This is a genomic window from Streptomyces sp. NPDC048415, assembly GCF_040651675.1.
In the GTDB taxonomy this organism is placed as follows: Bacteria; Actinomycetota; Actinomycetes; order Streptomycetales; family Streptomycetaceae; genus Streptomyces.
The window spans coordinates 55,586-82,486 of sequence record NZ_JBEZKJ010000022.1 but is presented as its reverse complement, the minus strand read 5'-3'; the positions used below and the strand labels follow the sequence as shown (position 1 = coordinate 82,486).

At 69.7% G+C, this 26,901-nt stretch carries 27 protein-coding genes and 3 pseudogenes; 14 read left to right on the top strand and 16 right to left on the bottom strand.

Annotated elements, in window-relative coordinates; all coding sequences use genetic code 11:
- Positions 1–16: 16 nt before the first annotated feature.
- The 7 genes and pseudogenes from AB0D27_RS17270 to AB0D27_RS17240 form a co-directional block, all read left to right on the top strand.
- The gene (locus AB0D27_RS17270; protein ID WP_362508684.1) at positions 17–358 is read left to right on the top strand and encodes a hypothetical protein; all 342 of its coding nucleotides are present in this window, start codon (positions 17–19) and stop codon (positions 356–358) included.
- A gap of 45 nt (positions 359–403) precedes the next feature.
- The gene (locus tag AB0D27_RS17265) at positions 404–1,741 is read left to right on the top strand and encodes a sugar ABC transporter substrate-binding protein (RefSeq protein ID WP_362508681.1); all 1,338 of its coding nucleotides are present in this window, start codon (positions 404–406) and stop codon (positions 1,739–1,741) included.
- A 166-nt stretch (positions 1,742–1,907) separates the two neighbouring features.
- Entirely contained in the window at positions 1,908–2,705 is a 798-nt protein-coding gene (locus AB0D27_RS17260) for a rhamnogalacturonan acetylesterase (RefSeq protein WP_362508678.1), read from the top strand.
- 32 nt (positions 2,706–2,737) lie between these two features.
- Positions 2,738–4,045, top strand: a complete 1,308-nt coding sequence (locus tag AB0D27_RS17255) for a pectate lyase (RefSeq protein ID WP_362508676.1) — start codon at positions 2,738–2,740, stop codon at positions 4,043–4,045.
- A 2-nt stretch (positions 4,046–4,047) separates the two neighbouring features.
- Positions 4,048–4,656, top strand: a pseudogene (locus AB0D27_RS17250) (pectinesterase family protein); the annotation flags it as partial.
- 191 nt (positions 4,657–4,847) lie between these two features.
- Positions 4,848–5,642, top strand: coding sequence for an HAD family acid phosphatase (locus AB0D27_RS17245; RefSeq protein ID WP_362508673.1), 795 nt, complete (start codon positions 4,848–4,850; stop codon positions 5,640–5,642).
- A gap of 216 nt (positions 5,643–5,858) precedes the next feature.
- Positions 5,859–6,029, top strand: a pseudogene (locus tag AB0D27_RS17240) (pectate lyase); the annotation flags it as partial.
- Between the two features lie 72 nt (positions 6,030–6,101).
- Here AB0D27_RS17240 and AB0D27_RS17235 read toward each other — a convergent pair.
- From AB0D27_RS17235 to AB0D27_RS17220, 4 genes are all read right to left on the bottom strand, one after another.
- A complete protein-coding gene (locus AB0D27_RS17235; protein ID WP_362508671.1) occupies positions 6,102–6,404 on the bottom strand; it encodes a polysaccharide lyase family protein in 303 nt (100 codons plus the stop codon).
- A 47-nt stretch (positions 6,405–6,451) separates the two neighbouring features.
- The gene (locus AB0D27_RS17230; protein WP_362508668.1) at positions 6,452–7,282 is read right to left on the bottom strand and encodes a pectate lyase; all 831 of its coding nucleotides are present in this window, start codon (positions 7,280–7,282) and stop codon (positions 6,452–6,454) included.
- An 87-nt stretch (positions 7,283–7,369) separates the two neighbouring features.
- Positions 7,370–8,221 (bottom strand): hypothetical protein, encoded by an 852-nt coding sequence (locus tag AB0D27_RS17225; RefSeq protein ID WP_362508665.1) that lies wholly within the window; start codon positions 8,219–8,221, stop codon positions 7,370–7,372.
- Positions 8,218–8,784 carry a SigE family RNA polymerase sigma factor gene (locus tag AB0D27_RS17220; protein ID WP_362508662.1) on the bottom strand — a complete coding sequence of 189 codons (567 nt, stop codon included), beginning with the start codon at positions 8,782–8,784 and terminating at the stop codon, positions 8,218–8,220. The genes AB0D27_RS17225 and AB0D27_RS17220 overlap by 4 nt, the downstream gene beginning before the upstream one ends.
- Positions 8,785–9,041: 257 nt before the next feature.
- Here AB0D27_RS17220 and AB0D27_RS17215 point away from each other — a divergent pair, with 257 nt between their 5' ends.
- Positions 9,042–10,493, top strand: coding sequence for an NCS2 family permease (locus tag AB0D27_RS17215; protein ID WP_362508659.1), 1,452 nt, complete (start codon positions 9,042–9,044; stop codon positions 10,491–10,493).
- 60 nt (positions 10,494–10,553) lie between these two features.
- On the opposite strand, the gene AB0D27_RS17210 is transcribed toward AB0D27_RS17215, so the two are convergent.
- From AB0D27_RS17210 to AB0D27_RS17185, 6 genes are all read right to left on the bottom strand, one after another.
- Entirely contained in the window at positions 10,554–12,005 is a 1,452-nt protein-coding gene (locus tag AB0D27_RS17210) for a penicillin-binding transpeptidase domain-containing protein (RefSeq protein ID WP_362508768.1), read from the bottom strand.
- 55 nt (positions 12,006–12,060) lie between these two features.
- Positions 12,061–12,735 carry a response regulator transcription factor gene (locus tag AB0D27_RS17205; protein WP_362508656.1) on the bottom strand — a complete coding sequence of 225 codons (675 nt, stop codon included), beginning with the start codon at positions 12,733–12,735 and terminating at the stop codon, positions 12,061–12,063.
- On the bottom strand, positions 12,732–13,991 hold the full coding sequence (locus AB0D27_RS17200) for a histidine kinase (RefSeq protein WP_362508653.1): 1,260 nt from the start codon (positions 13,989–13,991) through the stop codon (positions 12,732–12,734). Before AB0D27_RS17200 ends, AB0D27_RS17205 begins: the two co-directional genes overlap by 4 nt.
- Positions 13,988–15,013: a hypothetical protein gene (locus AB0D27_RS17195; protein ID WP_362508650.1), complete on the bottom strand. Its 1,026-nt coding sequence runs from the start codon at positions 15,011–15,013 to the stop codon at positions 13,988–13,990. Before AB0D27_RS17195 ends, AB0D27_RS17200 begins: the two co-directional genes overlap by 4 nt.
- Before the next feature lie 86 nt (positions 15,014–15,099).
- Entirely contained in the window at positions 15,100–15,570 is a 471-nt protein-coding gene (locus tag AB0D27_RS17190) for a GNAT family N-acetyltransferase (RefSeq protein WP_362508647.1), read from the bottom strand.
- 1 nt (position 15,571) lies between these two features.
- On the bottom strand, positions 15,572–16,345 hold the full coding sequence (locus AB0D27_RS17185; protein WP_358855708.1) for an IclR family transcriptional regulator: 774 nt from the start codon (positions 16,343–16,345) through the stop codon (positions 15,572–15,574).
- Positions 16,346–16,475: 130 nt separating this feature from the next.
- Between AB0D27_RS17185 and AB0D27_RS17180 the strand changes: the two genes are divergently transcribed.
- Positions 16,476–18,005, top strand: a complete 1,530-nt coding sequence (locus AB0D27_RS17180; protein WP_362508645.1) for an aldehyde dehydrogenase (NADP(+)) — start codon at positions 16,476–16,478, stop codon at positions 18,003–18,005.
- A 43-nt stretch (positions 18,006–18,048) separates the two neighbouring features.
- Positions 18,049–18,657 (top strand): DUF1349 domain-containing protein, encoded by a 609-nt coding sequence (locus AB0D27_RS17175; protein ID WP_362508642.1) that lies wholly within the window; start codon positions 18,049–18,051, stop codon positions 18,655–18,657.
- 22 nt (positions 18,658–18,679) lie between these two features.
- Here the strand turns inward: AB0D27_RS17175 and AB0D27_RS17170 are convergent, their stop codons facing one another.
- A complete protein-coding gene (locus AB0D27_RS17170; RefSeq protein ID WP_362508639.1) occupies positions 18,680–19,105 on the bottom strand; it encodes an MFS transporter in 426 nt (141 codons plus the stop codon).
- On the opposite strand from AB0D27_RS17170, the pseudogene AB0D27_RS17165 reads away from it, so the two are divergent.
- The 4 genes and pseudogenes from AB0D27_RS17165 to AB0D27_RS17150 all read left to right on the top strand — a co-directional run.
- Positions 19,106–19,603, top strand: a pseudogene (locus AB0D27_RS17165) (helix-turn-helix domain-containing protein); the annotation flags it as partial.
- A complete protein-coding gene (locus tag AB0D27_RS17160) occupies positions 19,600–20,106 on the top strand; it encodes a GNAT family N-acetyltransferase (protein ID WP_362508636.1) in 507 nt (168 codons plus the stop codon). The pseudogene AB0D27_RS17165 and the gene AB0D27_RS17160, both read left to right, overlap by 4 nt.
- A gap of 73 nt (positions 20,107–20,179) precedes the next feature.
- A complete protein-coding gene (locus AB0D27_RS17155) occupies positions 20,180–20,896 on the top strand; it encodes a DsbA family oxidoreductase (RefSeq protein ID WP_362508633.1) in 717 nt (238 codons plus the stop codon).
- A gap of 102 nt (positions 20,897–20,998) precedes the next feature.
- Positions 20,999–22,048 (top strand): aminotransferase class V-fold PLP-dependent enzyme, encoded by a 1,050-nt coding sequence (locus AB0D27_RS17150; protein ID WP_362508630.1) that lies wholly within the window; start codon positions 20,999–21,001, stop codon positions 22,046–22,048.
- Between the two features lie 58 nt (positions 22,049–22,106).
- Here AB0D27_RS17150 and thpD read toward each other — a convergent pair whose 3' ends face one another.
- From thpD to AB0D27_RS17125, 5 genes are all read right to left on the bottom strand, one after another.
- Positions 22,107–22,994 carry an ectoine hydroxylase gene (gene thpD, locus AB0D27_RS17145; RefSeq protein ID WP_362508627.1) on the bottom strand — a complete coding sequence of 296 codons (888 nt, stop codon included), beginning with the start codon at positions 22,992–22,994 and terminating at the stop codon, positions 22,107–22,109.
- Between the two features lie 6 nt (positions 22,995–23,000).
- Entirely contained in the window at positions 23,001–23,405 is a 405-nt protein-coding gene (locus tag AB0D27_RS17140; protein WP_362508624.1) for an ectoine synthase, read from the bottom strand.
- Between the two features lie 89 nt (positions 23,406–23,494).
- Positions 23,495–24,766 (bottom strand): diaminobutyrate--2-oxoglutarate transaminase, encoded by a 1,272-nt coding sequence (ectB, locus tag AB0D27_RS17135; protein ID WP_362508621.1) that lies wholly within the window; start codon positions 24,764–24,766, stop codon positions 23,495–23,497.
- Between the two features lie 28 nt (positions 24,767–24,794).
- Positions 24,795–25,334: a diaminobutyrate acetyltransferase gene (gene ectA / locus AB0D27_RS17130; protein ID WP_362508618.1), complete on the bottom strand. Its 540-nt coding sequence runs from the start codon at positions 25,332–25,334 to the stop codon at positions 24,795–24,797.
- A gap of 386 nt (positions 25,335–25,720) precedes the next feature.
- On the bottom strand, positions 25,721–26,821 hold the full coding sequence (locus tag AB0D27_RS17125) for an aminotransferase class V-fold PLP-dependent enzyme (protein WP_362508765.1): 1,101 nt from the start codon (positions 26,819–26,821) through the stop codon (positions 25,721–25,723).
- Between the last annotated feature and the right edge of the window lie 80 nt (positions 26,822–26,901).

Below are 26,901 nucleotides of genomic sequence, written 5' to 3'. Positions count from 1 at the left end.
CCTGTTGGGAGCCGCAATGACGCACCTCCATAGCAAGCGCTTGCCCGATCCAGGCCTCGGCAGAACTCTCGCTGCCGTCGTGGGACTGGTGGCCGCCCTGGGGCTCGGGTCGATCGGCCAGGCGAAGGCCGCCACGGCCGCCACGACCCCGCACGCCCTTGCGCCGACCGCGACCCCGCACGCCCTTGCGCCGGTCACGACCCCCGCACGCCCTTGCGCCGGCCGCGACCAGGCACGCCCTTGCGTCGGCCACGGCCGACCTGACCGGCCGGAGCTGAGCGACACCGACGCGGCCACGTACACGGTCGCCGACTACTTGGCGGGAACGGACGGCTGGGCGCCGTACACCCGCCGCTGACCAGACTGCACCACCTCGTTGGATCCAGAAGGAGAGAGCCGACCAATGAAGATCAGCATCCACACAAGCAGGCGCGTCGCCATGGCCGTCGCCCTGGGCTCCGTGCTCGCGCTGACCGCCACCGCCTGCGGTGACGACGGCAGTGGCAGCGGTGGCGACAAGGGCAACGAGGGCTCCGGCAAGGGCGAGATCACCTTCTGGGACAACAACGGCGGTGTCCGCACCGACATCTGGAAGCAGATCATCGCGGACTTCGAGAAGAAGTACCCGGACATCAAGGTCAAGTACGTCGGGATACCCGCCGCGAGCGCCCAGTCCAAGTACGACACCGCCATCCAGGGCGGCGGCCTGCCCGACGTCGGCGGCGTGGGCACCGCGATGCTCGCCGAGATCGGGGTCCAGGGAGCGCTGGAGCCGCTCGACAGCCGGCTCGAGAAGAGCTCGCTGAACGGCAAACTGGCCCAGAACCTGCTCGACAGCAGCCGGGCCGCAGGCGGCGGTGACAACCTCTACCAGGTGCCGACCTCCGTCAACAACGGCACGCTCTGGTATCGCACCGATCTGTTCAAGGCGGCCGGCCTTGACGCGCCGACCACCTGGTCGAAGTTCTACGAGGCCGCCGGCAAGCTCACCGACAAGGGCAAGAACAAGTTCGGCTTCACCATCCGCGGCGGCGAGGGGTCCATCGCGCCGGCCCTGGACGCGGTGTACGGCCAGACCGGCATCACCTCGTTCTGGAGCGGTGGCAAGACCACCGTCAACGACCCGAAGAACGTGGCCGCCCTGGAGAAGTACGTCGCGCTCTACAAGAAGGACACTCCGTCCGCCGACGTCAACAACGACTTCACCAAGATGGTCGCCCAGTGGGACAGCGGCACGATCGGCATGCTGAGCCACAACCTGGGCTCCTACCAGGATCACCTGAAGGCGCTGGGCGCGGACAAGTTCCGGGGCATCCCGAACCCGACGCAGGACGACGGCAAGCGCGTCCAGGTGTCCAACCCGGTCGACGGGATGAGCCTGTTCAAGTCCAGCAAGAACAAGACAGCCGCCTGGAAGTTCATCGAGTTCGCCGTCTCGGCCCAGGAGAACTCCAAGTTCAACGAGTCCGCGGGCCAGGTCCCGGCGAACACCGAGGCCGCCAAGGATGCCTGGGTGCAGAAGGCCGAGCCGACCAAGCTGGCCGCGGAGGCGCTCAATGGTGCCGACACCAAGATCGTGCAGCTGCCGTACTACTTGCCCGACTGGAACACCATCTCCAAGGCCGACAACGAGCCGAACTTCCAGAAGGTGCTGCTCGGGAAGATGTCGGCGAAGGACCTCCTGGACACGCTTGCCGACCAGCTGAACAAGGCGGAGGCCGACTGGAAGGCGAATCACTAGGTCCCGGTGGTTGAGCCCCTGCGGGTCGGTCCGTGGTCCGGCAGGCCGTAATCCGGCCGCGGGCCGACTGTGGCTGGTCGCGTCCACGCGTGGAGCCGCGTGTTGACACAGCCCCGCGCCCCTTTGGGGCGCGTCCCCATCGCCCCTGTTGAAAGGCACACCCCCCGTGTCCCTTACCCGTAGACAGGTCACCTCGGCGGCCCTCGCCGCCGTTCCCCTCGCCGTTGCCGCCGGCGCACCCGCGTTCGCCGCGTCCGGCCCCCGAAAGCACCGCACCCTCTACATCGCCGGCGACTCCACCGCCGCGCAGAAGTACGCCGACGCCGCCCCCGAGACCGGGTGGGGCATGGCGCTCCCCTTCTTCCTGCACAAGAAACTCGAAGTCGCCAACCGTGCCGTGAACGGCCGGAGTTCGAAGAGTTTCATCGACGAGGGACGGCTCGACGCCCTCCTCGGGGAGATCCGGCCGGGCGACGTCCTGCTGATCCAGTTCGGCCACAACGACGAGAAGAGCGCCGATCCCACCCGCTACACCGAGCCCTGGACGACGTACCAGGACTGTCTCCGTCAGTACGTCCATGGTGCCCGCGCCCGCGGAGCCCGCCCCGTGCTCGCCACCCCCGTGGAGCGCAGGAAGTTCGACGCGGACGGCAACGCGGTGCCGACCCACGGCGACTACCCGGCGTCGATGCGCGCCCTCGCCGAGGACGAGCAGGTCGCGCTGCTCGACATCCAGGCCCTGTCGATCGCCCTGTGGCAGAGGCTCGGAGCCGAGGAGACGAAGAAGTACTTCAACTGGACCGCCACCGAGCAGGACAACACGCACTTCAATCCGCCCGGCGCGATCGCCGTGGCCCGCCTCGTGGCGCCCGAGCTGCCGCACCGCCGGGTGCTCGGGCCCCGGGACGTGCGCCGTCTCGATGAGGTGATCCCCGAGTCGTGGATCACCTGGCCCGCCGCCTGACCCCCTGACCCGTCGGAAAGAGGAGCCGCACGATGAACATACGGAAATGGCATGGGCATGCCATAGCAAAGAGTGCCGCGCTGATCGGCTGCACCGCCCTCGTGCTCGCCGTCACCGGCACCACCGCCCAGGCCCAGCCCCGTGACCTCGGCCGCCAGACCCTCGCCGCCGGTGACGGCTGGGCCTCGGACGCCACCGGCACGACCGGCGGTTCGGCCGCCGACGCCGCGCACGTCCACACCGTCGCCACCTGGGCCGAGTTCAAGGCCGCGCTGGCGAACGGCGGCACCGCCCCGAAGATCATCAAGGTCAAGGGAACGATCGACGCCAACGCCGAGGGCTGCGACTCCTTCGCGGCGCCCGGCTACGACTTCGCCCAGTACCTCGCCGACTACGACCCGGCGGTCTGGGGCTACGACAAGGTGGTCAGCGGCGAGCAGGAAGATCTGCGCGCGGCCTCCGCGGCCCACCAGGACTCCGCCATCAAGGCGTACGTCCCAGCCAACACCACCATCGTCGGCATCGGCGAGAACGCGGGCTTCAAGGGCGCGAGCCTGCAGATCAAGGCCGTCGACAATGTCATCATCCGCAACCTCGCCTTCGAGAGCCCCCTCGACTGCTTCCCGCAGTGGGACCCGACCGACGGCGACACCGGGAACTGGAACTCCGAGTACGACAGTGCGGTGCTGTACGGGGCCACGCACGTGTGGATGGACCACAACACCTTCACCGACGGCGACCACCCCGACAGCTCGCTGCCGACCTACTACGGCCGGATCTACGAGCAGCACGACGGCGAGCTCGACATCGTCAAGGGCGCCGACTACGTCACCGCCTCCTGGAACGTGTTCGCCGACCACGACAAGACGATCCTGATCGGCAACAGCGACAGCGCCGCGACCGCCGCCGTCGACCGGGGGCACCTGAAGGTCACCTTCCACCACAACCTGTTCACGGGCCTCGTCGAGCGCGCGCCCCGTATCCGCTTCGGCCAAGTGGACTCGTACAACAACCACTTCGTCGCCGACTCGGCCTACTCCTACAGCTTCGGCATCGGCATGGAGTCCCAACTCGTCGCCGAACACAACGCGTTCACGCTGCCGGACGGCATCAGTGCCGGGACGGTCCTGAAGAAGTGGAAGGAGGCGCCGCTCACCGCCGCCGACAACTACGTCAACGGTACGGCGACCGATCTGATCGCCGTGCACAACGCGCAGATCCCGGGCGAGACACTGCAGTCCGGGGCCGGCTGGACGCCCACCCTGCGGACGCACGTCGACTCGCCGAAGGCCGTTCCGGGCATCGTCGACCACCGCGCGGGCGCCGGAAAGATCTGCTGACCATGACCGAACTCACGCCCAGCAGAAGGGCGTTCATCGTCGCGAGCACCGGAGCCGCGCTGGCTCTGGGGCTCGCGGCCCCCGCCCGCGCCACGCAAGGACGCTCCCCCTTCGGGCGCTACGGTTCGCCGTCCGCGCGCCTGACCGAGCAGACCCTGTACGTGGACGCCGGCGGCGCCGGTGACCACACCACCGTCCAGGCCGCCGTGAACGCCGCGACCGGAGCGGGATGCACGCTGGTCATCGCGCCCGGCGTGTACCGCGAGACGGTCTTGGTCGGAGTGATCGACCCGGCGACGGGCCTGCCCGGCGTCGCGGGCACCGAGATGACCTGGATCGGCGCCTGTGAGGATCCGCGCGATGTCGTCGTCGTGTACGACAACGCCAACGGCACGCGGAAGCCGGACGGTTCGGGCACGTACGGCACCACGGGGTCGGCCACGACCACCGTGCGCACCGACGGCTTCACCGCCCGCTGGATCACCTTCGCCAACGACTGGCTGCGCGCCGACCACCCCGAGATCACGGGAACGCAGGCGGTGGCGGCGTACGTCACGGGGGACCGCTCGCACTTCTCGCACGTACGCCTGCTGGCGCACCAGGACACCCTGCTTGATCTCGGCGTGCCCGGTGAAGTGCCCGCCCGGGCGCGATGCGCCTCGGCCTCACTCGAACGACTGACGGGACGATTTCTGTGCGTGAGGTATCGATCGCATAAAGGCTCTCGCGTGGCGTGCGTGATGCGCGTAGACAGTGCATGACCTGGTGCGGAACCCAACTCACACCCATATCCGGAGAATTCATGCGGAAATCCCTCAGAGCGGCAGCCATAAGCGCCGCTTGTGCCGTCGCCGGTGCCGCCCTGTACGGCACCGGTGCCGCCACCGCCGATCAGTCGACGGCGAACTCCACCCACGAGCCCTACAACATCGGGCTCCTGGTCAAGGACATCGACACCTACTACGGCACCACGCTCGACAGCAACGGCGTGTACCAGGCGTCCTCGGACAGCCCCTACGCCAAGGACCTGGCGCGCCTCGACTCCGCCGCCAAGAAGTACATCGACCAGGCGGCGCGCAAGGCCCACCACCGGGGCGAGAAGCCCGCGGTCGTCTTCGACATCGACGACACGCTGCTGCTCTCCCTCGACTACGAGAAGAAGACCAACTACACGTACAACTCGGCCTCTTGGGCCGCGTACGTGGCCCAGGCCGACCGTCCGGCCGTCTTCGGCACCCCCGAGCTCGTCGAGTACGCCGAGTCCAAGGGTGTCGAGGTCTTCTACAACTCCGGTCTGAAGGAGTCGCAGCGCGCCTCCGCGGTCGAGAACCTGAAGAAGGTCGGCGTCGACGTCAACCTCGACGCCGACCATGTCTTCCTCAAGGACGCGGCCAACCCGCCGGCGTACCTGAGCGACTGCGCCACCGCCGGCGCCTGGAACTGCACGACCGTGCAGTACAAGTCCGGTACCCGCGAGCACATCGAGGACCTTGGGTACGACATCGTCGCCAACTTCGGCGACCAGTACTCCGACCTCGAGGGGGGCTACGCCGACAAGACGTACAAGCTCCCGAACCCGACGTACTTCGTCAGCTAGGGCCTGTCCGGCGGATGGGCGTGCCATCTCCCGCGTCTGCGGCATGATCCGCCGGACACGCCCTATTCCCTGGGCTCGGACTCGGTCCGTACGGGGCGGATCGACTCCGGGGTCGGCACCGCCGGCGTGGACGTGCCGTCGGCCGCCAACTCCAGGCGGTCGACGGTGTTCTGGTCGGCGGACCAGGGCGGTGGACTCCAACACCAAGAGGGACTTGGCTCCTCCACGGTCTCCGCGGCCAATAACTGGGACAGCGGTGTCTCCACCCCGTCCTTCAAGTCCACGGACGCGACGACGGCATACGGCACCCGCTCGTCCAGCGGCACGCTGCCGTCGACGACGTTCCTGACGACCGGGTCCACGACCATCGGGTCGACCATGAACTAGCGCCGGGCACAAGGGCGAACGCCCCCGCCGGTCGTCACCGGCGGGGGCGTTCCTCTGCTGACCGAGGGGGGCTCAGGCCAGCAGGTCAATGCAGTCGAACGACGTGCCCGGGCTGAGGCGGGCCGAGCCCGTCGCACCACTGACGCTGTTGAGTTTGAGGCCGTTGTACTGACTGGTGTCCGTCTTCCACGCACTGGAAGGGACGTGAAAAACGAACGTGTGGTTGTTTCCCCGGTACGAATCCGCGGTGAGCGGGCGCGTGGCGGGCCGCGTGGGCGCTGAGGGAACGGCCGACTCCCAGTCCCGCCCCGCCGTCGTTCTCCGCGAGGCCCCGGGCACACGTCGGCGCGTGAGGCGTTTTCCGTGGGTGCTCAAGAGGATCGTGGGTGCTCAGAGGATCGTGGGTGCTCAAGAGGATTCCGTCACTCGTAACCGATGTCGGACGCGGTGAACCTGCAGGACGTGCCGTCCGGTCCTGTGCCCAGCTCGGTGGGCTCCTTGCCGGTGTTGTTGCCCTGGAAGCGCACGCAGGTCTTGATCTTCTTCTTGGTGTCGCCGTGGACGCGGATGTGGCGCAGCGAGGCCGTGTCACCGTAGTTGGAGTTGATCCCGACGATCGCCTTGCCCGGCGCCGTCACGTCCACGTCGTTGATGATGATCGTGCGCTTGTACTGGGTCTTGCAGTTGCCGCACGAGCGCACCAGCTTGCCGAAGTTCTCCACCTGGAACTTGGTGACGACCAGCTTGCCCGCGCCGTTGAACTGCAGGACCTTGTCGTCGGCTCCCTTGGCGCCGCCGCCGTAGACCTTGTACACGGCCGAGGACGACTTGCCCTTGAAGCTCGCCGCGTCCTCGCCGACGTCCAGCCACCAGACGTTCTGCAGCGTGCAACTGCCCAGGCAGTGCACGCCGTCGGCGGCCGGGGTTCCGATGATGACGTTCTTGAGGACCGCGCCGTCCTTGAGCTCGAAGACCGGGCCCTGGTCCTCCGACTGGTCGCTCGTGCCCAGGTCGCCGCTGCCGTAGAACTTCTTCAGCCTGCCGTCGTAGGTACCCGAGACCGAGATCGTCGACGGCACGGCCTTGCTGCCGGTGGCCTCCGGCCAGGCCGTGGCCGCGCCCGCCGAGCCCAGCATCGAGGTCGTGACGAGCGCCGCACCGGTGAGGCCGAGAGCGGCCGCGCCGCCGATGACGGCGCGGCGCCTGGTGACCCGGCGGCGGTGGCGTACGCGCTGTTCAACTCGAGCAGTCATCAACCGAGTTCCTTCAGTGGAGGGAAGACCTTTGTGTCTCCTGGTCGCCACTGCTGAGGAAAGGGTTGCCGCGTGCGCGAGACTTCTCTACGAATCGCCCTCGGCGGCGTTCCGGCGCGCGAAGTCGCCGGTCACGGCGGACTGCCCGCCGTCCGCGGTGGCCGTCGCCGAGTAGCTGTCGTCCTTCGCGTCCCGGCCACCGCGGTCGTGGTCGTACTGGCCCGCGAACACCCACTCGCCCGGCCAGAGGGTGTGGCCCGGCTTGAGCACCCAGGTGTAGACGAGGAAGCCGTCCTTCTCCTCGACCGTCGTCGTGAAGTCGTCCTCGGGCGCGGACCGCCAGGCACCCGCGTCGGTCACCCCGCCGGTCTGCCTGATCCGCAACTCCACGGTGAGCGCGGTGAGTTGCTTGCCCGTCTTCAGGGTCACATTGCTCTGTGCCCAGAAGTCGTTGCTGTGCGGGTCGACCGAGCCGTCCGACCACAGCGGGCCGTCCTCATTGCCCGGGGCGGGCGACCGGGTCGCGGCGGAGCTCTCGGGCGTCGGCGTTCCCGAAGGCGATGAACTCGGTTTCTGGGACCGCTTCGAACGGTGGGTGGGATCCGGCGCGATCGGCGCCCGGTTCGTCGCGTCCGGGGACGGTTCGGGGGTCGGCGACACCGCGACGGTCTGCTGCGGTGGCGTGTCGCCCTTCACCGCCGAGGCGACGGCGTAACCACCGACCGCCAGGACGCTCGCGACCGCGGCCGTGGCCCCCATGACACGGGCCCAGCCGAGCAGCGGCGGACGCGCCGCGCGCCGCGAGGGCCGCCGTTCGCCGGCGCCGGACATCCCGCGCTCCACCCGGGCCAGGATGTGCGCGCGGTCGGGCTCGTACGCCTCGGCCGCCTCACGCAGCCCGGCGCGCAGCTCGTCGTGCACGTCCCGCGCCTTCCTCATCGGTCCCTTCCTCCGGCTCCGCCCGTGGGCAGCGCTTCCGCGTGCATCCGCTCGGGGGCCTCTTCGGTGCCGAGGAGCCGCTTCAATTCCGCCATGCCCTTCGACGTCTGGCTCTTCACCGTACCCACGGAAACACCGAGGGCGAGAGCCGTGTCCTTCTCCGAGAGGTCGAAAGCATGCCGCAGAACGACACAGGCGCGCTTGCGGAACGGCAGTCGGCGCAGCGCCTCCTGGACATCGACCTTCCCCGGTATGTCGGGGTTCTCGGTCTTGTCCTCGCGCTGCGACCAGAAGAGTGTGATCCGCCGACGCTCGCGCACCGCGCTGCGGATCCGGGTACGGGCGAGATTGGCGACCACACCGCGCGCGTACGCCACCGGATGGTCCGCCGCGCGCACCCGGTCCCAGCGGTGCCACAGGGCGAGCAGCGCGTCGGCCGCCAGATCGTCGGCGGCGTCCGGCTCACCCGTCAACAGGCTGGCGAGCCGGGCCAGTTCGGCATAGTGCCGTTCGAAGAAGGCGTGGAACTCCACGGAGGCGGCGTCGTCGACGACAGTGCCCACGGGCTACCTCTCCTCGCTGCGACTGTGGCACCGGTGCGGGTGCGTGCGTATACGGCCCCTGTGTTTCACCTGTGAAGAAAGCGTGTTCCCTCGGGGCGAGTTGCGAGAGCGTACCAGTTGGTCGTACAGCACTTCGAACGACGTATGGCAGGTCGAACTCGATTCCGTAACACGGAGAAAACCTGAAACCGGTTCAGCGCGGGAACAATCCAGCCAGCATCCGCACACCCAGCACGCAGGTAACGAGGAGTGTCGCCATGTCCGAAACCAAGAAGGTGGCCGAGCGGCCAAGTGCCGCGCCCCCAGCGGCCAACAGCGTCGACGGGTTCTTCAAGATCTCCGCCCGCGGCTCCACCTTCGGCCGGGAGATACGCGGCGGCTTCGCCACGTTCTTCACCATGGCCTACATCCTTGTCCTGAATCCGATCATCCTGGGCAGCGCCAAGGACAAGTTCGGCCACCAGCTCGACAGCGGTCAACTCGTCACGGCCACCGCCCTGGTGGCCGCGGTGATGACCGTCATCATGGGCGTCGGCGGCAACCTTCCGCTCGCGATCGCCGCCGGGCTCGGCCTCAACGCCGTCGTCGCCTTCCAGATTGCCCCGCTGATGAGCTGGCCCGACGCGATGGGTCTGGTGGTCATCGAGGGAGTGCTCATCTGCGTGCTGGTCGTCACCGGTCTGCGGGAGGCGATCATGAACGCCATCCCGCAACCGCTGAAACACGCCATCGGTGTCGGCATCGGACTGTTCATCGCCTTCATCGGCTTCGTGGACGCCGGTTTCGTCACCCGCATCCCGGACGTCGCCCAGACCACCGTGCCGGTGCAACTGGGCGGCAGCGGCTCGCTGACCGGCTGGCCCGTCCTGGTCTTCTGTCTCGGTGTGCTGGTCACCATCGGGCTGCTCGCCCGCAAGGTCAAGGGCGCCATCCTGATCAGCATCGTGGCCATGACGGTGCTCGCCGTGGTCATCAACTCGGCGGCCGACATCAAGAGTTGGGGCCTGACCACGCCGAAGATCCCGGACGACGTGCTCGCCTCCCCGGACTTCGGTCTGGTGGGCCACTTCAGTCTGTTCGGCGGCTTCGGTGAGACCGGCGCCCTGACCGTCATCCTGCTGATCTTCACCCTGATCCTGTCGGACTTCTTCGACGCCATGGGCACGATCGTCGGCATCAGCGCGGAGGCGGGTCTGCTCGACGAACAGGGCAAGGTGCCCGGCATCGGCCGCGTGCTGTTCATCGACGGCGCCGCGGCGGTCGCGGGCGGTGCGGCTTCCGCCTCCTCCAACACCGCGTACATCGAGTCCGCGGCCGGCGTCGGCGAGGGCGCGCGCACCGGCTTCGCCAACCTGATCACCGGCGGCCTCTTCGCCTGCGCGCTCTTCCTGACCCCGCTGCTCACCATCGTCCCGCTGCAGGCGGCGGCCCCCGCGCTGGTCGCGGTCGGCTTCCTGATGATGACCCAGGTCAAGAACATCGACTGGGACCGCTACGAGATCGCGATCCCCGCGTTCCTGACGATCGCCGCCATGCCGTTCACCTACTCGATCACCAACGGCATCGGCGCCGGATTCGTCGCCTACGTGGTGATCAAGACAGTGATCGGCAGGGCCCGCGATGTCCACTGGCTGCTGTGGGCCGTGTCGGCGCTGTTCCTGGTGTACTTCGCGATCGATCCGGTGAGGCAACTGCTCGGCGTCGAGTGAGCACGCACGAGGAAGGGCCGCCCCAGGCTTGCGGGGCGGCCCTTCCTCCCGCGCGGTGCCTCAGTTCTTCAGCGCCGCCTGCATCATCGCCTTGGCCACCGGTGCCGCCAGGCCGTTGCCGCTGACCTCGGAGCGCGCCGCGTCGGACTGCTCGACCATGACAGCGACGGCGACCTCCTTGCCGTTGGAGTCGGACTTCGCGTACGAGGTGAACCAGGCGTACGGCGTCTTGCTGTTGTTCTCGCCGTGCTGGGCCGTACCGGTCTTGCCGCCCACGGTCGCGCCGGAGATCCGCGCGTTGGTGCCCGTGCCGTCCTTGATGACCGTCTGCATCGCGGACTGGAGTTGCTGGGCCGTGGACGAGCTGACGATCTCCTTGGTCCCGGTGCTGTTGTCGTAGTTCTTCAGCACATTGCCGCCGGCATCACTGGTCTGCGACACCATGTGCGGCGAGACCAGCTTGCCGTTGTTGGCTATAGCGGCGGACACCATGGCCATCTGGAGCGGGGTCGCGGTCACATCGAACTGGCCGATGCCGGTCAGCGCCGTGGACGACTTGTCCATGCCCGACGGGTACACGCTGGTGTACGCCCGCACCGGCACGTCCTGCGTCGTGTCGTTGAAGCCGAACTTCTCCGCCATCGCCCTGACCTTGTCCTGGCCCAGATCGACGGCCATCTTCGCGAACACGTTGTTGCACGAGTACTGCAACGCGACCCGGATCGAGGCGTTCTCGCAGGGCGCGGACGTGTTCTCGTTCTTCAGCACCCTGGTCGTGTTCGGCAGCGTGTAGGGGTTCGGGCTGTCCGTCTTGGTGTCCACGTCCCCGTACAGCCCGTTCTCCAGCGCGGCCGCCGCGACGACCAGCTTGAACGTCGAACCCGGCGGCAGCGGCTGCCGCAGCGCGCGGTTGACCAGCGGCTTGTCGGAGTCCTTCTTCAGCTTCTGCCAGAGGCTGTCATTGCCCGCGCTGATCGCCGTGGGGTCGTACGACGGTGTGGAGACGACCGCGAGGATCTTGCCCGTCTTCGGGTCGATCGCGACGGCCGCGCCCTTCTTGCCACCGAGCGTGCTGTACGCCGCCTTCTGCACATCCGGGTCGATCGTCGTGATCACATCACCCGGGTCGGCGCGCTTGTTGGTGATCGCGTCGAGCGGGTTCTTCAGCTGGCTGTCCGTGCCGTCCAGCAGGCCCTGGTAGATGCCTTCCAGCTGGGTGGCCCCGTACACCTGGGAGCTGTAGCCGGTGACCGCCGCGTACAGACTGCCGTCCTTGTACGTGCGCTTGTACTTGAGGTCGCTGCCCTTCGTCTGCGCGGAACCGGTGATCGCGTTGCCGGCCACGATGATGTTCCCGAGCGGGTTCGCGTAGAGCGAGATCGAGTTCCGCCGGTTCTTCTTGTCGTCCGCGAGCGCCTTGCCGTCGTAGAACTGCACCCAGGTCGCCCTGACCAGCAGGGAGAGCACGAGCAGCAGAATGAAGACGGCGGCACGTCTGATCGTCTTGTTCATCCCGCTCACAAAGACGAGCGGCACGGTGCGAATCGTTCCCTTCCGCCCTGATTTCTCATACGTCCTTCATGAAGCCCGCTTCATAGGCGGCGATCACCGCCTGGGTGCGGTCACGGGTGCCCGTCTTCGCCAGGACGGCCGCGACATGCGTCTTCACTGTCGCGGGGCCGACGCCCATGCGCCCGGCGATCTCGGCGTTCGTGAGTCCCGTCGCCATCAGCCGCAGGACCTCGCCCTCCCGCGTCGTGAGCCTCGCCACCCACGGCGGCGGAGCGGGACGGGACCGCGCGTGCTCGGCGGCCAGCGCGCGCACCGCCGAGGGGAACAGCAGGGTGTCGCTGCGCGCGACCAGCCGTACGGCCCCGACCAGTGCGTCCGCCTCGGACCGCTTGATCAGGAACCCCGAGGCTCCGGCCCGCAGCGCCTCGTACACATACGCGTCGTTCTCGAAGGTCGTCACCACGATGACGCGCGGCGGGTCGGGGAGCGTCGCCAGGATCTGCTCGGTGGCACGGATGCCGTCGATCTGGGGCATGCGTACGTCCATGAGGACCACGTCCGGCCTCAGCTCCCGGACCACGGACACGGCCTCGGCGCCGGTCGCCGCCTCGCCGACGACCTCCAGGTCGGGCTCGGCGGCGAGGATCGCGCGCAGGGCGGTGCGCACCATGCGTTCGTCGTCGGCGACGACGATCCGCAACCGCGCGCTCTCGGCGGACGGGCTGGTCATACGGATCCCTCGGTTCTCTCGACGGGCAGGCGCACGGTCAGACGCCACACCCCTTCGGCGGGGCCGGCCTCGGCAGCGCCGCCGAGGAGACGGGCGCGATCGGCGATACCGCGCAGCCCGTGTCCGCCGCCGTGGCGGGGAGCGGTGACCCGAGGTGCGGGGTTCTCGGCGGTGATCTCCAGGTCCTCGGCGTCGAGGACGATCCGCAGGGTCACCGGGGTGCCGGGCCCCGAGTGCTTCAGCGCGTTGCTCAGCGCCTCCTGCACGATGCGGTACGCCTCGCGGGAGACGAGTGGGGGGAGGGATTCCGGTTGCGCCTCGACGGCGGCGGTCACGTGCAGTCCGCTCGTACGGGTGCGCTGGAGGAGGCCGTCGAGGTCTGCGGCGAGGGTGGGTGCCGGACCGCTGGAACGGTCGTCGCCCTCCCTCAACACGCCGAGGACCGCGTCCAGTTCGTTCACCGTCCGCCGGGTCGTCTCCTCGATCGCGGCGAGGGCCTCGCGGACGAAGTCCGGGTCGGTGTCCAGGACGCGGCGGGCGGCGCTCGCCTGGAGGGTGACCGCGCTGAGCGCGTGTCCGACGGAGTCGTGCAGCTCGCGGGCGAGCCGGTTGCGTACGGCGAGGTCGGCGGCGCGGTGTTCGGCCGCAGCGAGCCGGTCCTCGGGCGTGGGCCCGAGCAACCGGGGCGCCCAGCGGGCCAGCACCTTGCCGGACACGGCGGCGCAGGCCGCGAGCGCGATCAGTGTCGCGATTCCGGCGACCGGCGAGAGCGCCAACGCCCACGTGTGATCCAGGACTTCGGGCAGCCCGAGCCGCGAGTCGCGCAGCCCGGCCACGACCGGCAGCACGATCAGTACGGCCGCGAAGGGCGGTGTGGCCAGTGACATGCCGCTGATGACTCCGCCGAAGCCGAGGTGCAGCGTGTACCAGGCGGCGGTGCGCCGACGCGCGGCCCAGGTCCGCGCCGGCCCGTCGGCGAGCCCGTCCTCGTCGACGCCGCACAGCGCCCGAACCGCCGCGACCGACATCGGCCGGGTCAGCGGGAACAGCGCGGTGATCGCGGCGAGCGGCAACCCCACAGCGAAGGACAGGAGTTGGAGGGGTGCCGAGCCGAACACATAGCGGGAGTCGGTGACCGGAGCGACGATCAGTTCGCCGACGAACACGTACGGCATCGCGAGCGCGCCGCCGAGGATCAGATGGATCCACCGTCGGCGCGCCCGCCGTCCGAACAGGAACCCGGCGAACTCCCTCACGGGGTGCGCCGCGGCGGCCCGGCAGCGCCGGTCCGCTCCGCGAAGAAGTACGCGCCGAGGGCGACCACGAGCATGCCGACGATCATGTGCACAGCGTAGGTGAGGCTCATCAGCTCCGTAGGGCGCTTCGCGATGTCGTCCACACCGGCGAGACTCGCCAGCGACAGCCAGCCGCCCCAGCAGGCCACGGCACCCGAACCGGCCCAGCCGAGGGCGAGCGGCACCGCCACGGGCAGGCCCCGGCCGCGCCGGAAGGCGAGCATCCAGGCGCCGGCGACGGCGGACAGCAGGAAGACCACGTACATCGCCTCCACCACGTAGAAGTCGCTGGTCCGGTCCGCGGCCCGGCCGGCGCTCAGCCCCGCCGTGCCGCCGCAGGCCCACATCAGGTGGGTGACGAGCGGGAACAGCGCGAGCACGGCCGCCGCGACCGCCGTGGCCCGCTGGGCGGCGCCGACTCCGCTGACCGGCAGCTCCCGCACCCGCCCGCGCCACAGGTGTCCCCAGCGCTCCCGGGTGTACAGCACGAACAGGGTGCCCAGCACGAGGCCCTGCACGATGAAACCGGTGTAGACGACCCCGAACACCCACGCGTCCAGGAAAGGTTCCCGCCCGTTCTCCAACGCCTTGTTCCCTGACCCCCCGAGGGTCTTCACCAGGAGCTGCAGCGGGAAGGCGGTCATGATCGGCGCGAGCAGGCCGGTGGCCACCCACACGGGGAACGCCACCAGCCACGCGGGCACGCGCAGTCCCCACGGCCGCGTCAGCAGGAGCGCGATCACGACGACCGCCCCGTCCATCAGTACGGTCAGGCTGTTGGCCACGGCCATCCCGGTCCGGTGCTCCAACAGCGAGCTGCCCTCCGGGATACCGAGGTGACTCCCGGCGATCCAGGCGACCTTGAGGGAGAGGTAGGGCACGCAGGAGACGATGGCGAGGGCGCGGAGGATCCGGCGGAGCCGGCCGTTGCCCGCCGCTCCGGCGGGAGCCGATTCCAGGGTGGAGGCGAGTGTCTGCGACATGCCTCCACGCTCCCGTGGCGCCCCCTCCGCCCACCTCCTGCCCGGCGACGATTCACCTCCGCCGGACGGGGGATGCCCGTGCCCCCTCAGTGCTCCAGGGTGAGGACGACCTCGGCGATCTCCTCGCCGCGGGCCTGGGCGTAGCCGCTGGCCCGGGCGGTCACGCGGAAGCCGCACTTCTCCAGGACCCGGCGGGACGCCGTGTTGTCCGCGGCGGCGCGGGCGTACAGCGGACGTTCGGGGACCTGCGCCAGCAGAGCGCGCAACGCCGCCGTGGCGATGCCGCGGCCCCAGTACGCGCGGTCGATCCAGTACGTGACCTCGCGCTCGCCCGGCTCGCCGTACACCGCGGCACTGCCGACCACGTCACCGTCCGCGAGGACCGCGCGGACCACGGCGGACGAGGAGCGGATGCGTTTCCAGTGGGCGTCGAACCGGTCCCGATCGGCCGGGTCCTCGGCGGTGAAGGCAGCCATGCGGCTCGCCTCGGGATCGTTCATCTGCCGGTAGAACACCGGCAGATCGCTGTCGTGGACCTCACGCAGGACCACGTCCATGTCAGAGCCTCCGCGTCGCCAGGGTCAGCCGGTCGCGCGCGTCGAACAGCGCGTCCTTCACCATCTGTTCGTGCGCGGGTGTCAGGCGCGCCACCGGCACCGAGCAGCTGATGGCGTCCCGGGCGGGGGTGCGGTAGGGGATCGCCACGCCGAAGCAGCGCAGGCCCAGGGTGTTCTCCTCGCGGTCCACGGCGAAGCCCTGTTCACGGACCTGATGGAGCTCTTCGATCAGCTTCTCGCGGTCGGTGATCGTGTGCTCGGTGAGCGCCGGGAGCGTCTCGGGCAGCATCTTGCGGACCTGCTCGTCGGTGTGGGTGGCGAGCAGCGCCTTGCCGAGCGAGGTGGAGTGGGCGGGGAGCCGGCGGCCCACCCGGGTGAAGGGGCGCAGATAGTGCTGGGACTGGCGGGTGGCCAGATACACGACGTTCGTGCCGTCCAGGCGCGCCAGGTGGATCGTCTCCGTCGTGTCGTCGGAGAGACGGTCGAGGGTGGGCCGGGCCGCGGCGACCACCTCGTCGCCGTCGATGTACGAGGTGCCGACCAGCAGTGCCCGTACGCCGATTCCGTACCGCGTGCCCGTCGCGTCCGTCTCGACCCAGCCGAGCTCCACGAGCGTACGCAGCAGCATGTAGAGGCTGGATTTGGGATAACCGACGGCTTCCTGAACCGCGGCCAGGGAGTGCATTCCGGGCCGGCCGGCGAAGTACTCGAGCAATTCCACGGTCCGCACCGCGGACTTGACCTGCGCCCCGCCGCCTGTCTCGACTGCCGACATCGCCCTTGACCCCTTCGTTGGACGGAAATAGTCTCCAACAGCATATTCACCATCAGAGACAGCGTTCAGTATATCGAACGCCCCTGGTGAGTGACACAGAACTGCGGCATTACATCTGGAGGGACCCGCGGTGGCAGCAGCACCAGTCTGGAGTGTCGACCCCCGTACCGGGAAGCAGCGCGAGCAGGTTGCGGTGGAGGCCACAGTCCAGGAGGTGGACGAGGCCGTCCGCGCCGCGCGCGCCGCGCGCCCCGCCCTCGCCGACCGCACCGTACGCGCCGCGTTCCTGCGCACGGCCGCGGATCTGCTCGAAGGCGCCAAGGACCAGCTCGTCGAGGCCGCCGACGCGGAGACCGCGCTCGGCCCGGTCCGGCTCACCGGCGAACTCGCCCGCAGCTGCTACCAGCTGCGCGCCTTCGCGGGCATCGTCGACGAGGGCGCCTTCCTCGACGTCGTGATCAACCACCCCGACGAGACCGCGACCCCGCCGATCCCGGACCTGCGCCGGTACAAGGTGCCGCTGGGCGTCGTCGCCGTCTACTCGGCCTCGAACTTCCCCTTCGCCTTCTCGGTCGCGGGCGGCGACACGGCGAGCGCGCTGGCCGCCGGGTGCCCGGTCGTGGTCAAGGCCCACCCGGACCATCCGGGGCTCTCCGAGCTGGTCGCGGCCGTCCTGCGCCGGGCCGCCGCGCGGCACGGCATTCCCGAGGGCGTCGTCGGCCTCGTGCACGGCTTCGAGGCGGGCGTCGAGCTGGTCAAGCACCCGCTGGTCTCCGCGGCCGGGTTCACCGGTTCGGTCCGCGGCGGCCGTGCCCTCTTCGACGCGGCGGCCGCCCGTCCCGTACCGATCCCGTTCCACGGTGAACTGGGCTCCCTCAACCCCGTGGTCATCACCGAGGCCGCCGCCGCCGAACGGGCCGAGGCGATCGGCGCCGGGCTCGCGGGCTCGATGACGCTGGGCGTCGGCCAGTTCTGCGTCAAGCCGGGCCTGGTCCTCGCTCCCGCCGGGGCGGCCGGTGACCGCCTGGTCAAAACCCTCACGGACGCCGTCAGCGACACCGACGCGGGCGTCCTGCTGGACCACCGCATGCGTGACAACTTCATCGCCGGGGTCGCCGAGCGCGCCGAACTCCCCGACGTCGAGTCCCCGGTGACCCCCGGCGCGGGCGGCGAGCACACGGTGAGCCCCGGCTTCCTGACCGTGCCCGCGCGAAAGCTCGCGACCGAGGGCGAGCACGACCTGCTCCTGGAGGAGTGCTTCGGGCCGCTCACGGTCGTGGCGCGCTACGAGGACGAGTCCGAGGCGAGCGCGGTGCTCTCCCGGCTGCCGGGCAACCTCACCGCGACGGTGCAGCTCTCCACGGAGGAGGCCGCCGGCGAGGGCCGTGGCGCGGAGATCCTCGCCGAGCTGACGCCACTCGCGGGGCGTGTGCTGGTGAACGGCTGGCCGACAGGTGTCGCGGTCGCCCCGGCCCAGCACCACGGGGGGCCGTACCCGGCCACGACGTCCACCTCGACCTCCGTCGGCGGCACGGCGATCGAGCGGTGGCTGCGGCCGGTGGCGTACCAGAACGCACCCGAGGCGCTGCTGCCGCCGGAGCTGCGGGACGACAATCCGCTGGGGCTGCCGCGGCGGTACGACGGGCGTCTGGAGCGCTGACGCACCTTTAGGAGTCGCTCCCACTACCTGAGAGACTCACGCAATGGACGTCGAACTCCCCGAACTCCCCTTCCCCCTCCGTACCTACGGCCCCGACGGCCATTGGTCCTACGAGGACGGAGTGCTCACCGGCTGGGCAGGCCCCCGGCAGGACCGCTTCGTGCCGCCCACCGGTGAGGGACTGGACCCCGCCTCGGACGCGCCACGGCTGCTCGGCGCTCCGGAGGGGGACTTCCAGCTGATCGCCCGTGTCACGGTCGGCTTCGGGGCGGCGTTCGACGCGGGGGTGCTGTACGTCCACGTGGCGGAGCGGGCGTGGGCGAAGCTCTGCCTGGAGTACTCCCCGGGCGTGCCCACCGTCTGCACGGTGGTCACCCGGGGACACTCCGACGACGCCAACTCCTTCACCGTGGAGGGCAGTTCCGTCTGGCTCCGGGTGAGCCGCACGGGCCGCGCGTTCGCCTTCCACGCCTCACGTGACGGCGAACGCTGGACCTTCGTCCGACTCTTCACCCTCGGCGACGAGAAGGAGACCGGGTCGGCCCTCGTCGGCTTCATGACCCAGTCACCCATGGGCGAGGGCTGCGTGGTCACCTACGAGGGCATCGAGTTCCGCCCTCACTGGCCGCGAGATCTGCGGGACGGAAGCTGAGATTCAGCCCGTCCGGACACCGTTACCCGGTGCCCCGCAGGGCGAGTGTCACCGCGGCGGTAGCGGTGAGCAACACCGCGCTCAGCGCGAGACTCACCCGCATCCCCGACTCGAAGCCCTCGGAGACCAACGACCCGAAGGCCGCGATGGCCGGCCCGCCCGCCACCTGGCGGGCGGAGTTGAGAACGCCGGCGGCCGACCCCGCCCGGTCGGCGGGCACCGCCTCCATCATCGCGGCCGTCAGCGGCGGAACGGTGAGCGCGCAGCCCAGCGCCATCGGCACGAGGAGCACGGCCACCACGCCGGCCGGCGTCCAGGAGTCGACGTACAGCAGCAGCAACAGCCCCACCGCGGCCGGCGACCGGCCCAGCAGCATCGGCGACCGCGCCCCGTACCGCCCCGCCGACTTGCCCACCACGACGTTCGTGACAGCGATCAGCCCGGTCATCTCGACCTCTGCCTGCACATCATCCGGACCGACTACGGTGCCGCGGTGGCGAACCAGGTGGCCCGGCTCGCCCTCGTCGCCCCGTACGGCCGGGCGGCCAGACGCAGTTCAGCCAGGCCCCGCTGCCGCCCGGGCGCGGCGAGGCCTGCGCCGACAGCCGAGGCTGGGCGATGCGCAACCTCGACAAGCCGCTCACGCTCACCGATCTGGCCCGGCACGCGGGCGTCAGCGTGGGCACGCTCACCCGCCGCTTCCACGCGGAAAGCGGGGTGAGCCCCTTGCGGTGGCTGCTCCACCAGCGCGTCGAGCGGGGCCAAGGAACTCCTGGAGACGACGAGCCTGCCCATGGACCAGGTGGCCCGCGCCTGCGGACTCGGCACCGCCGACTCGCTGTGCGGCCATCTGGTCCGCCGCGCCGGTCTCACGCCCAGCGCGTACCGCACCCAGTTCAGCCGTCTGGGAACTGCGGCCGCCCCGGAGGCGTCCTCGGCTGCATGATCAGAGAACGTGTGTGTCACGTGGGCCGGGTGATCAGAACCGCGCTGCCCGCCGAGGCCACGAACGTGGTCGCGCTGCACGCCCGGGCCCGGGCGACGTACTACCCGGACGGTGTGCCGCAGGACGGCACGGACTGGCTCGCGGCCTGGCAGGGCGCCATCCAGCGCCCGGACGGCCATGTGCTGTGCGTCGTCGAGGACGGCCGGATGACCGGCATCGCCTCGTTCCGTACCGCCGAGGGCGCACCCGCCGACACCGTGAAGCTCTTCCAGTTCCACGTCGACCCCGAGCACTGGCGGGCCGGAATCGGCACCGAGCTGCACGCGGCCTGCGTCGAGGAGTGGCGGGCCGACAAGAAGCGGACGGCCACCCTCGACGTGCACGTCGACAATCGTCGCGCACAGGCTTTCTACGCCCGCCAGGGCTGGGTCCCCGACCCGGAGAACCCGCCGTCCGAGAGCGATCACCATCTCTACCTGCGCTACGCGGTGACCGGGGAATGAAGCGACACGCTTGAACGTTCACGTACCGAGCGGAGGGAGTCTCCGTATCCGTACGACCTGGAGAGCCGAAGACATGCGCGTCGAGATCTGGAGCGACATCGCCTGCCCCTGGTGCTACGTGGGCAAGGCCCGCTTCGAGAAGGCGCTCGGCGCCTTCGCGCACCGCGACGCGGTCGAGGTCGTGCACCGCTCCTTCGAGCTCGACCCGGGGCGCGCCAAGGGCGATATCCAGCCAGTCATCACGATGCTGACCAAGAAGTACGGCATGAGCCAGGCGCAGGCGCTGGCCGGCGAGGAGAACCTGGGCGCGCAGGCCGCCGCCGAGGGCCTGGCGTACCGCACGCGGGACCGTGATCACGGCAACACCTTCGACATGCACCGGCTGCTGCACTTCGCCAAGGAGCAGGGCAGGCAGGACGAGCTGATAGGCCTGCTCTACCGGGCCAACTTCGCCGAGGAGCGGACCGTCTTCGACGACGACGAGCGGCTCGTGGAGCTGGCCGTCGCCGCCGGGCTCGACGCGGACGCCGCCCGTGAGGTGCTGGCCGACCCGGCCGCGTACGCCGACGAGGTCCGTTCCGACGAGCGCGAGGCCGCCGAGCTGGGCGCGAACGGAGTGCCGTTCTTCGTCCTCGACCGCAAGTACGGCGTCTCCGGTGCCCAGCCCGCCGAGGTCTTCACGCAGGCGCTGACCCAGGCATGGGGCGAGCGGTCACCGCTGACGCTGATCCAGGACGGTTCCGCCGACGCGGAGGCCTGCGGTCCGGACGGGTGCGCCGTACCGCGCTAGCGGTGAAAGGCGGAGGTCGGAGCCGATATATAAGCGCTCCTTAGGGGAACCACGTAAAAATCCGCAATGGACGGGGACTTCCCGGGGGCTCACAGTGGTCCCATGGAGACCTTCGAGACCCTCGTCCGTGCCGAGTTCGCCCCGAAGAACACCTATCTGAACACCGCGAGCACCGGACTCGTACCGGCCCGCACGGTGACCGCCATGCGGGCCGCCGTCGAGTCCGTCGCCGCCGGGCAGCCGTTCGACATGTTCGCGGACGTCGAGGCCGCCCGCGCGACGTTCGCGCGGCTCGTCGGGGTCCCGGAGCGCCGGGTGGCGGCCGGGGCCTCGGTCGCCGTGTACAGCGGCCTGATCGCCGCGTCGCTGCCGCAGGGCGCCGAAGTCCTCACCGCCGAGGCGGACTTCAGCTCCGTCGTGACCCCGTTCCACATCCGCGGCGACCTCAAGGTCCGCGCCGTACCGTTGGAACGGCTGGCCGAATCCGTACGGCCGGGCACCGCGCTCGTCGCGGTCAGCGCCGCGCAGTCCGCCGACGGGCGCGTCGCCGATCTGGCGGCGATCCGCCAAGCCGCGCGGGCGCACGGGGCGCGTACCTACGTCGACGCGTCCCAGGCCGCAGGCTGGCTGCCGCTGCGGGCGGACGCGTACGACTATGTCTCCTCCGTCGCCTTCAAGTGGCTCGTCTGCCCGCGGGGGGTGGCCTTCCTGGTCGTTCCGGAGGATCTCGGCGGGCTCACACCGGTGTTCGCGGGCTGGGTCGCGGGCGAGGCCCCCTGGGGCAGCTGCTACGGCCCGGTCGAGGAACTCGCGCACTCCGCACGGCGGTTCGACGAGAGCCCCAGCCTCTTCTCGTACGCGGGCGCCCGGCAGTCGCTGGAGCTCATCGAGGAGCTGGGCGTGGAGCGGGTGCACGCCCACGACCTCGCCCTCGCCGACCGGTTCCGCGAGGGCCTGCGCGCACTGGGCCACGAACCGGTCCCCGCCCCCGGCTCGCCGATCGTCTCCGTGCCCGAACTCGGCCGTATGCAGCCCGACTTGAGCCGGGCCGGGATAGAAGTCTCCGACCGTGCGGGCAACCTGAGGGCGGCGTTCCACCTGTACAACACGCCCGCCGATGTGGACCGGCTGCTGGACGTCCTGTCCGGCTGACCACTGTCACCTCGCCAGGTGCGGGACTTCACCGGCGTGAAATCCCGCACCTGGGCGCTTACTTCACCGGCGTGAAATCCCGCGCCCCAATGAACTCGGGCCTGCGCACGGGCGCCGCGAACGGCTCCACCGCCGTGTTCTCCACGCTGTTGAACACGATGAAGACGTTGCTGCGCGGGAACGGGGTGATGTTGTCCCCCGAGCCGTGCATGCAGTTGCAGTCGAACCAGGTCGCCGAACCGGCCCGGCCCGTGAAGAGCCTGATGCCGTGCCGGGTGGCGAAGCGGGTGAGCGCCTCGTCGGAGGGTGTGCCCGCGTCCTGCATCTGCAGCGACTTCTTGTAGTTGTCCTTCGGCGTGGCCCCCGCACACCCGAGGAACGTCTTGTGCGACCCCGGCATGATCATGAGGCCGCCGTTGGTGTCGTAGTTCTCGGTCAGCGCGATCGAGACGGACACCGTCCGCATGTTCGGCAGACCGTCCTCCGCGTGCCAGGTCTCGAAGTCGGAGTGCCAGTAGAAGCCACTGGCCCCGAAGCCCGGCTTCACGTTGATCCGCGACTGGTGGACGTACACGTCCGAGCCGAGGATCTGCCGGGCCCGTCCGACCACGCGCTCGTCGCGCACGAGACGGGCGAAGACCTCGCTGATCCGGTGCACCTCGAAGACGGACCGGATCTCCTTCGACGTCGGCTCCACAATGGACCGCTCGTCGGCACGGATCGCCGGATCAGTGACGAGGCGCTCCAACTCCCCGCGGTAGACGGCGACTTCCTCGTCGGTGAGCAGTTCCTCGACGGGAAGGAAGCCGTCCCGCTCGTACGTCTGGAGCTCGGTCACCGAGACCGGCCCCGGCTCGCCCGGCGCGCTCCACACGACCGGGTCCTGACGGGGTTGGGCCACCTCGGTGGCGCCGCGGCTCGGATACAGGTCGGTGATCGTGGTCATCGGATCTCAGACCTCCTCGGGTTCGGTGAGCAGGGGATAGACGCCGTTCTGGTCGTGGTCCTCCCGTCCGGTGACGGGCGGGTTGAAGACGCAGAGGCATCGGAAGTCCTCCTTGATCCGCATGGTGTGCCGCTCGTGCCCGTCGAGGAGGTACATGGTGCCGGGCGTGATCGTGTACTTCCGCCCGGTCTCCTCGTCGGTGAGCTCGGCCTCGCCCTCGACGCACACGACGGCCTCGATATGGTTCGCGTACCACATCGACGTCTCCGTACCCGCGTACAGGATCGTCTCGTGCAGGGAGAAGCCGACCCGCTCCTTGGCGAGCACGATGCGCTTGCTCTCCCAGGTGCCGGACGCGGCCCTCACATGCCGGTCGGTGCCTTCGATGTCCTTGAACGAACGGACTATCACGGTGGTGCGATGCCTCTCTTTCGTGCTTCTCAGACGATCTCGCTGCTTGTCAGACGGTCTCGCTGCTTGTCGGACGGTCTCGTCGCTTCTCAGACGGTCTCTCGTACGGCGCGGGCGAGGGTGCGCAGACCCTCGTCCAGCTCGTCGGGGGTGATGGTGAGCGCCGGGAGGAGTTTCACGACCTCGCTCTCCGGCCCGGACGTCTCGATGAGCAGCCCGAGTTCGAAGGCGCGCTGCGCGATGCGCCCCGCGCGCTCCTTCTCCTTGAACTCGATGCCCCACACGAGCCCGCGGCCCCGGTACTCCTTGACGTCGGCGAGGTTCTCCTCGGTGAGGGAGATCAGCGCCTGCTCGATCTGCTCGCCGCGCGCCCGGGTCTGCTTCTCCATGGCGGAGCCGTCGGCCCAGTACGCCTCCAGGGCGGCGGCGGCCGTGACGAACGCCGGGTTGTTGCCGCGGAAGGTGCCGTTGTGCTCACCCGGCTCCCAGATGTCCAGCTCGGGCTTGAACAGGCACAGCGACATGGGAAGCCCGTACCCGCTGATCGACTTGGAGACGGTCACGATGTCGGGCACGATGCCGGCCTCCTCGAAGGAGAAGAACGCGCCGGTGCGGCCGCAGCCCATCTGGATGTCGTCGACGATCAGCAGCATGTCGCGTCGCGCGCAGAGGTCGGCCAGGGCGCGCAGCCACTCCGGGCGCGCGACATTGATGCCGCCCTCGCCCTGCACCGTCTCGACGATGACCGCGGCGGGCTGGTTGAGCCCCGACCCCTGGTCCTCCAGGAGCCGCTCGAACCACAGGAAGTCCGGAACCAGGCCGTCGAAGTAGTTGTCGAACGGCATCGGGGTCCCATGCACGAGCGGGATGCCCGCGCCCGCCCGCTTGAAGGCGTTGCCGGTCACGGCGAGCGAGCCGAGCGACATCCCGTGGAAGGCGTTGGTGAACGACACGATCGCCTCGCGCCCCTTCACCTTCCGCGCCAGCTTCAGCGCGGACTCCACGGCGTTGGTGCCGGTCGGCCCGGGGAACATGACCTTGTACGGCAGATCGCGCGGCCGCAGCACCAGGTTCTGGAAGGCCTCCAGGAAGGCGCGCTTGGCGGTCGTCGACATGTCGAGCCCGTGGGTGACGCCGTCGCGCTCGAGGTAGTCGATGAGGGCCCGTTTGAGGACGGGGTTGTTGTGCCCGTAGTTCAGGGACCCCGCGCCGGCGAAGAAGTCGAGGTACTCGTGCCCGTCCTCGTCGTACATCCGGCTGCCCTGCGCCCGGTCGAAGACGGTGGGCCAGCCGCGGCAGTAGCTGCGCACTTCCGACTCCAGGGTCTCGAAGACGCTCAGGTCGGGCTGGGTGATGCTCACGGCGAATCGCTCCTCGGTGCGTGGGGGGTCAGAGGGAGAGGGGGCCGATGCGGAACAGGACTTCGGGGTCGTGCGGACCGTCGGGGAACTGCCCTGTCTCGAACAGGACTTCGCGCTCGACGCGCGCCCCGTGGCGTCGTGCGTACGACGTGAACAGGCGCTCGGAGGCGGTGTTGCCTGGCGTGATGGTGGTCTCGACGGTGGACAGCCCGAGCTCGGACGCGACCCGTGCCGTCAGTCCGTCGAGCAGCCGGGCGGCCAGCCCGCGCCCGCGGTGCGCCGCGTCGACGGCCACCTGCCATACAAGGAGGGTGTCCGGGCGTTCGGGCCGCACATACGCGGTGACGAAACCGACGGGCCGACCGTCGGCGTCGCGCGCCACCGCCGACGTACCGGCGAAGTCACGGCACCACAGCAGATAGCTGTAGGAGGAGTTCAGGTCGAGGGTTCTGGAGTCCTTGGCAATGCGCCAGAGCGCGGCCCCGTCGGGCAGCTCCGGACGGTCGATCCGAAGGCCCTCCGGCATTTCCAGGAATTCCGCTTGCAGGTCTGCGGGTGCGGCGGTCATGCGGATTGAATTTACCGAGGGAAATTCCAAATTGCATCGCCGGACGGGCTACCACGCGGTGCGCCCATGTGTTATCACGCGCCCGCGCAGGTGGCGTTAGCTCCCGTTTTGCCCGGAAAATAGGGGAGGAAACGGGCGCGATGTGGAGTAGGTCACAGCCGCGTAATGCACACGAGATCTACCCGAATTGCGTCGGTTGGCGTTCGCGAAATCTTTGCGTTTAGCCTCGAGAAAACCGGGCAGAAGGAAACGGGAAGCTGCACTTAATTCAGTTTAGCCCGTCCCGCTTTTGAGGACGAGCGCGAAGCGCGAAAAAGGGGTCTGTGGGGGGCGAAGCCCCCAGAGACGGGAAAGGTGGGGGCGCAGGGGGCGAAAAGCCCTCGCGGTCACCCCCACGCCTCAGCCACGGCCCGCCGGGCCCCCTCTAGATCCACCGAGAGTCCCAGCTCGGCAAGCGCGGCCCCCAGTCCCGCGAGGCTGGAGTGAACGACGCCTCGAGTGGCGTCCGGCCCGTAGTGGTTCACCCGGACCATCGAGGTGGACAGAGCGCCCCCACCGGCGACCAGCGGCAGCCCCGGATCCGCCGCCAGCACCTTCGCGACCAGCGCCGAAGCGTCGACCCCCGCCGGCACCCGCAGCGTCGTGGCGACGGGCGCCGCGTCGGAGGCGGCGTACACATACGGCTCGAGCCCGCCGCCCAGAGCGACGGCGCCGGCCCGAGTGGCCGCCGCGGCCGAGGCATGCCGGTCCATCACCGCGTCGAGCCCCTCACCCTCGATCCGCTCGGCACACGCCTCGAGCGCCAGCATCTCCAGCTGCGCCGGCGCGTGCAGCAACGCCTTGCGGCCGCCGTCGACCCACCTCTCCTTCCAGTCCAGCAAGGACAGGTACGAGCGGCGTGGCGCCGCCGGATTCGCGGCCATCCGCGCCCAGGCCCGCTCGCTCACCGACACCGCCGACACCCCCGCGGGGCCGCCCATGGCCTTCTGCGCCCCGATCACGCACAGGTCGACACCCCACGCGTCCGGCAGCACCGGCTCGGCACCGATCGACGCGACGGCGTCCAGAGAGAAGAGCGCGCCGTGCTCGCGTACGACCTCGCCGATCTCCGCGACCGGATTGGTGTTCCCGGTGGCGGCCTCCGCGTGCACCAGCGACACGAAGTCGATGCAGGGGTGGTCGGCGAAGGCCTCGCGGATCTGCGCGGCGGTGACCGCGGTGTGGAAGGGCACCGCCAGGTCGATCACGCTCGCCCCGCAGTCCCGCAGCCAGTCCCCGAAGGTCTGCCCGTACGGCCCGGTGATCACGTTGAGCGCGGTGGTGCCGGGCCCGGCCGTCGCACGGATGGCCCCCTCCAGCGGGAGCAGCGCCTCGCCCTGCATGATCACGACGTCCTGCTCGGTGGAGAGCAGCCGGGCCACACGGTCCTCGATCGACGCGAAGTGCGCGGCGCTCAGTGGCGCCAGGTCCAGGAAGGGATGGGTCACGGCGGTGCTCTCTTCGTTCACGGGGGCGACGGATCAGAGCGTAACCGGCGCCGCCGCGGCGCCCCTGACCGGCGACTTCC